8 protein-coding genes are annotated in these 6,355 nt (G+C 61.9%); all 8 read left to right on the top strand.

The annotated features are described in order from the left end of the window. On the top strand, window positions 1-1,929 hold a 1,929-nt coding region (gene fusA / locus Q0025_RS14710), incomplete at its 5' end, for an elongation factor G (protein WP_297300427.1). A gap of 30 nt (window positions 1,930-1,959) precedes the next feature. Beyond that, on the top strand, window positions 1,960-3,150 hold the full coding sequence (gene tuf / locus Q0025_RS14715) for an elongation factor Tu (protein ID WP_297300429.1): 1,191 nt from the start codon (window positions 1,960-1,962) through the stop codon (window positions 3,148-3,150). A gap of 57 nt (window positions 3,151-3,207) precedes the next feature. Further along, window positions 3,208-3,516 (top strand): 30S ribosomal protein S10, encoded by a 309-nt coding sequence (gene rpsJ, locus Q0025_RS14720; RefSeq protein WP_026606368.1) that lies wholly within the window; start codon window positions 3,208-3,210, stop codon window positions 3,514-3,516. A 132-nt stretch (window positions 3,517-3,648) separates the two neighbouring features. Then, window positions 3,649-4,389, top strand: coding sequence for a 50S ribosomal protein L3 (gene rplC / locus Q0025_RS14725; RefSeq protein ID WP_297300435.1), 741 nt, complete (start codon window positions 3,649-3,651; stop codon window positions 4,387-4,389). Beyond that, on the top strand, window positions 4,386-5,006 hold the full coding sequence (rplD, locus tag Q0025_RS14730; protein ID WP_297300436.1) for a 50S ribosomal protein L4: 621 nt from the start codon (window positions 4,386-4,388) through the stop codon (window positions 5,004-5,006). Before rplC ends, rplD begins: the two co-directional genes overlap by 4 nt. After that, entirely contained in the window at window positions 5,003-5,314 is a 312-nt protein-coding gene (locus Q0025_RS14735; protein WP_297300438.1) for a 50S ribosomal protein L23, read from the top strand. Before rplD ends, Q0025_RS14735 begins: the two co-directional genes overlap by 4 nt. Before the next feature lie 10 nt (window positions 5,315-5,324). Beyond that, entirely contained in the window at window positions 5,325-6,164 is an 840-nt protein-coding gene (gene rplB, locus Q0025_RS14740; RefSeq protein WP_297300440.1) for a 50S ribosomal protein L2, read from the top strand. A 4-nt stretch (window positions 6,165-6,168) separates the two neighbouring features. Further along, a partial coding sequence (locus Q0025_RS14745; RefSeq protein WP_297300442.1) for a ribosomal protein S19 family protein occupies window positions 6,169-6,355 on the top strand: 187 nt, incomplete at its 3' end.

The raw sequence follows: 6,355 nt of genomic DNA on the forward strand, positions 1-6,355 counted from the left end.
ATGGACTGGATGGAGCAGGAGCAGGAGCGCGGCATCACGATCACGTCGGCCGCGACCACGACCTTCTGGAACAATTGCCGTCTGAACATTATCGATACGCCCGGCCACGTCGATTTCACCATCGAGGTGGAGCGGTCGCTGCGCGTGCTCGACGGTGCGGTTTGCGTTCTCGACGGCAACCAAGGCGTCGAGCCGCAGACGGAAACCGTATGGCGTCAGGCCGACAAATATAACGTACCGCGCGTCGTCTTCGTCAATAAGATGGATAAGATCGGCGCCGACTTCTTCCGCTGCGTCGACGATATCAAGAACAAGGTTGGCGGGCGTCCGGTCTGCGTCCAGTTGCCGATCGGTGCGGAATCCGATTTCAAGGGCATCATCGACCTCGTCCGCATGAAGGCCGTGGTCTGGGAAGACGAGGGCCTCGGCGCCAAATATCATGACGAGGAAATTCCCGCCGCGCTGAAAGAGCAGGCGGAGAAATATCGCGAAGCGCTCGTCGAGGCGGCCGTTGAACTCGACGACGACGTGATGGCCGCCTATCTCGACGGCACGCTGCCGGATGAGGCGACGCTGAAGCGGCTCGTCCGCAAGGCCGTGCGCGATATCACCTTCATTCCGATTCTTTGCGGCTCGGCGTTCAAGAACAAGGGCGTGCAGCCTCTGCTCGATGCCGTCGTCGATTATCTGCCGTCGCCGGTCGATCGCGAAGCGATCAAGGGCGTCGATCCGAACACCGGCGAAGAGACCGTCCGCATTTCGGCCGATGACGAACCCTTCTCCATGCTCGCCTTCAAGATCATGGACGACCCGTTCGTGGGTTCGTTGACCTTCGCGCGCGTTTATTCGGGCAAGATCGAATCGGGCACCACGGTGCTTAATTCGACCAAGGACAAGCGCGAGCGTATCGGTCGCATGCTGCTGATGCATGCGAACAATCGCGAAGACATCAAGGAAGCCTATGCCGGCGACATTATCGCGCTTGCGGGCCTCAAGGAGACGCGCACCGGCGACACGCTTTGCGATTCGCTGAAGCCCGTCATCCTGGAGCGGATGGAGTTCCCCGATCCGGTCATCGAGATCGCCATCGAGCCGAAGTCGAAGGCTGATCAGGAGAAGCTCGGCATCGCTTTGTCGAAGCTCGCGGCGGAGGATCCGTCCTTCCGCGTTTCGACAGATGCGGAGTCGGGCCAGACCATTCTCAAGGGCATGGGCGAACTGCATCTCGACATCAAGGTCGATATTCTCAAGCGCACCTATAAGGTCGACGCGAATATCGGCGCGCCGCAGGTCGCCTATCGCGAAAAGCTTCTGAAGCGCATCGAGATCGACGAAACACACAAGAAGCAATCCGGCGGTTCGGGCCAGTTTGCGCGCGTCAAGATGATCTTCGAGCCGGCCGAGGCGGGTTCCGGCACGAGCTTTGAATCGAAGATCGTCGGCGGCACGGTGCCGAAGGAATATATTCCGGGCGTCGAAAAAGGCTTCAACAGCGTGTTGGGGTCAGGTTCGCTCGCCGGGTTCCCGGTCGTCGATGTCAAGGCGACGTTGGTCGACGGCGCCTATCACGACGTCGATTCGTCGGTGCTTGCCTTCGAAATCTGTGCCCGTGCGGCCTTCCGCCGGGCGCTGAAAGAGGGCGGCGAGGTTCTACTCGAGCCGATCATGAAGGTCGAGGTGACGACGCCGGAGGAATATACCGGCTCGGTCATCGGCGATTTGAATTCGCGGCGCGGGCAGGTGCAGGGCCAGGACATGCGCGGCAACGCGGTGGTCATCAATGCGATGGTGCCGCTCGCCAATATGTTCGGCTATGTCAATCAGTTGCGGTCCTTCAGCCAGGGCCGTGCGAACTATTCGATGCAGTTTGATCACTACGAGCAAGTGCCTGCGGCGGAAGCCGCCAAGGTGCAGGCGAAGTTCGCCTGAAATCTGGGAAAGGGTTGAAGGAGCCTAGTCATGGCCAAGGAAAAATTTTCGCGCACGAAGCCGCATTGTAACATCGGCACGATCGGTCACGTCGACCATGGCAAGACGTCGCTGACCGCGGCGATCACCAAGGTTCTCGCCGAGACGGGCGGTGCGACCTTCACGGCCTATGACCAGATCGACAAGGCGCCGGAAGAGAAGGCGCGCGGCATTACGATTTCGACGGCACACGTCGAATACGAGACGCAGAAGCGCCATTACGCGCATGTCGACTGCCCCGGCCACGCCGATTATGTGAAGAACATGATCACCGGCGCGGCGCAGATGGACGGCGCGATTCTCGTCGTCTCGGCTGCCGACGGCCCGATGCCGCAGACCCGCGAGCACATCCTGCTAGCGCGCCAGGTCGGCGTGCCGGCGCTCGTCGTGTTCCTGAACAAGGTCGACATGGTCGACGATCCGGAACTGCTCGAGCTCGTCGAGCTCGAAGTCCGCGAGCTTCTGTCAAAGTACGAATTCCCCGGCGACGACATTCCGATCACCAAGGGTTCGGCCCTTTGCGCGCTCGAAAACCGCAATCCCGAGATCGGCCATGACGCCGTTCTCAAGTTGATGTCGACGGTTGACGATTACATTCCGCAGCCGGAGCGTCCGATCGACCAGCCATTCCTGATGCCGGTCGAAGACGTGTTCTCGATCTCGGGCCGCGGCACGGTCGTCACCGGCCGCGTCGAGCGCGGTATCATCAAGGTCGGCGAAGAAGTCGAGATCGTCGGCCTGCGTCCGACCATCAAGACGACGGTCACCGGCGTCGAAATGTTCCGCAAGCTGCTCGATCAGGGTCAGGCGGGCGACAACATCGGCGCGCTGCTGCGCGGCACCAAGCGCGAGGACGTCGAGCGCGGCCAAGTGCTGTGCAAGCCCGGCTCCGTCAAGCCGCACACCAAGTTCAAGGCTGAGGCGTATATCCTCACCAAGGACGAAGGCGGCCGCCATACGCCGTTCTTCACCAATTATCGCCCGCAATTCTATTTCCGCACGACGGACGTGACCGGTGTCGTCACGCTGCCGGAAGGTACGGAAATGGTCATGCCGGGCGACAATGTGACGATGAGCGTCGAACTGATCGTGCCGATCGCGATGGAAGAGAAGCTGCGTTTCGCGATCCGCGAAGGCGGTCGCACCGTCGGCGCCGGCGTCGTCGCGTCGATCCAGGAATAAGGCAATTCGGCCGGACGCGGGCTTTGTGTCCGCGTCCGATCGTTAGGGAAAAAGAAGATGAACGGCCAAAACATCCGCATCCGACTCAAGGCGTTCGATCACCGTATTCTCGATTCTTCGACGAAGGAGATCGTGTCCACGGCGAAGCGGACGGGTGCGCAGGTGCGCGGCCCGATCCCGCTGCCGACCAAGATCGAGAAGTTTACGGTCAACCGCTCGCCGCACGTCGATAAGAAGTCGCGCGAGCAGTTCGAGATCAGAACCCATAAGCGGGTGCTCGATATTGTCGATCCGACACCGCAGACGGTCGATGCTTTGATGAAGCTCGATCTGGCTGCCGGCGTCGATGTGGAGATCAAGCTTTAAGCGGCGTCCCGAGGAGTCGCAGACCCCTTCGGATTTTGACGGCGTAAGAGGATTAAGCACTGTCTTATGACGGTGCGATGAAAGGATAAACCGGGTCAGTGGCGCAAGCTCTGGCCTTGAAGGGCAAAGAACATGCGGTCAGGCGTTATCGCACAGAAGCTGGGCATGACTCGCGTCTTCACCGACGGCGGCGAGCATGTGCCGGTCACGGTTCTGAAGCTCGACGGCTGCCAGGTCGTCGCGCAGCGGACCAAGGAAGCCAACGGCTACACCGCCGTGCAGCTTGGCATCGGCCATGCCAAGGTGAAGAACGTGGCGAAAGCCGAGCGCGCCCGCTTTGCGGTCGCCAAGGTCGAGCCGAAATTGAAGCTTGCCGAGTTCCGCGTCGAGGAAACGGGACTGCTGCCCGTGGGCGCGGAAATCACCGCCGATCATTTTGTCGTCGGCCAATTCGTCGATGTCACCGGCACGAGCACGGGTAAGGGCTTTGCCGGCCCGATGAAGCGCTGGAACTTCGGCGGCTTGCGCGCCACGCACGGCGTGTCGATCTCGCATCGTTCGCATGGTTCGACCGGCGGCCGTCAGGATCCGGGCAAGACTTTCAAGAACAAGAAAATGGCGGGTCATCTCGGCGTCGAGCGTGTCACCACCCTGAACCTGCGTGTCGTGCAGACGGATGTCGAGCGCGGCCTCATCCTGGTCGAGGGCGCCGTGCCCGGCACCAAGGGCGGTTGGATCTATGTCCGCGACGCGGTGAAGAAGGCGCTGCCGAAAGACGCGCCGCAGCCGGGCAAATATCGCCTGGCCACGGAAGCCCAGAATGAGGCGCCGGCCGAAGCGCCCGCAGCCTCGGCGGAAGGAGCCGCGTCGTGAAGATCGACATTACCTCGCTCGACGGCGGCAAGGCCGGCGAAATCGAATTGAACGACGCGATTTTCGGGCTCGAACCGCGTGCGGACATTCTCGCGCGCATGGTGCGCTACCAGCTCGCCAAGCGGCGCGCCGGCACGCATCAGGCCCAGGGCCGCGCCGACGTCAGCCGCACCGGCAAGAAAATGTATAAGCAGAAGGGCACCGGCAATGCCCGTCACGGCTCGGCACGCGTGCCGCAGTTCCGCGGCGGTGGCCGCGCCTTCGGTCCGGTGACGCGCTCGCATGCGCATGATCTGCCGAAGAAGGTACGCGCGCTGGCGCTGAAACACGCGCTCTCTGCGAAGGCCAAAGACGGCGGCATCATCATCTGGGCCAACGCCGATCTCGCCGAAGGCAAGACGAAGGCGCTGCTCGGCCATTTCGCCAAGCTCGGCCTCACCAATGCGCTGATCGTCGATGGCGCCAGCGTGCCGGAGAATATCGGCCTCGCCGCCAACAACATTCCGTCGATCGACGTCCTGCCTGTGCAGGGCATCAATGTTTACGACATCCTCCGCCGTGAGAAGCTCGTTCTCACCAAGGCGGCCGTCGATGCGCTGGAGGCGCGATTCGCATGAGCTCGTCGAAATCTTTCGCCGACGCGCGCCATTACGATCTGATCGTTGCCCCGGTCATCACCGAGAAGGCGACGGCGGCGTCGGAACAGAACAAGGTGATCTTCAAGGTCCGCAAGAATGCGACGAAGCCCGAGATCAAGGCGGCGGTCGAGAAGCTCTTCGACGTCAAGGTCGAGGCGGTGAACACGCTTGTCCGCAAGGGCAAGAAGAAGCTCTTCCGCGGCGTGCGCGGCGCGCAATCCGACGTCAAGCAGGCGGTCGTGACTTTGGCCGAAGGCCACAGCATCGACGTGACCACCGGGCTCTGAGGGTTAGATCATGGCACTCAAGACATTCAAACCCGTCACGCCCGGCCTTCGCCAATTGGTGATCGTCGATCGTTCGGAACTTTACAAGGGCAAGCCCGTCAAGCAATTGACCGAGGGCAAGTCGTCGTCGGGCGGTCGCAACAACCTCGGCCGCGTGACCGTGCGTTTCCGCGGCGGTGGCCACAAGCAGAGCTATCGCATCGTCGATTTCAAGCGCCGCAAGCTCGATATGCCGGCCAAGGTCGAGCGGATCGAATACGATCCGAACCGCACGTCGTTCATCGCGCTCATCCGCTATGCCGATGGCGAGCAGTCCTACATCATCGCGCCGCAGCGGCTTGCGGTCGGCGACGAGGTCGTCTCGGGACAATCGGTCGACGTGAAGCCTGGCAATGCCATGCCGCTTGCGTCGATGCCGGTCGGCACGATCGTCCATAATATCGAGCTGAAGATCGGCAAGGGCGCGGCGATGGTGCGCTCGGCCGGCAATTTCGCGCAGATCGTCGGCCGCGATCAGGGCTATGTCATCATCCGGCTGAATTCCGGCGAGCAGCGGCTTGTGCATGGCCAATGCTTCGCGACGGTCGGCGCGGTTTCGAACCCTGATCACATGAACGCCTCGACCGGCAAGGCGGGTCGCAGCCGCTGGCTCGGCATTCGCCCGCATAACCGCGGCGTCACCATGAACCCGGTCGATCATCCGCACGGCGGCGGCGAGGGCCGCACTTCGGGCGGCCGGCATCCGGTCACGCCATGGGGTAAGCCGACCAAGGGCAAGAAGACCCGCTCGAACAAGTCCACCGACAAATTCATCGTGACTTCGCGTCACAAGAGCAAGAAGAAGGGCTAAGGCGATGGCGCGCTCGCTCTCGAAAGGTCCGTTCGTCGACGGCTATCTGCTGAAAAAGGCAGACGCTGCGCGTGCCTCGGGCCGCAATGAAGTTATTAAGATCTGGAGCCGCCGCTCGACGATCCTGCCGGACTTCGTCGGTCTGACCTTCGGCGTGCATAACGGCCACAAGAATATCCCGGTCTCGGTGA

It is taken from the genome of uncultured Methylovirgula sp. (assembly GCF_947646745.1).
In the GTDB taxonomy this organism is placed as follows: domain Bacteria; phylum Pseudomonadota; class Alphaproteobacteria; order Rhizobiales; family Beijerinckiaceae; genus Methylovirgula.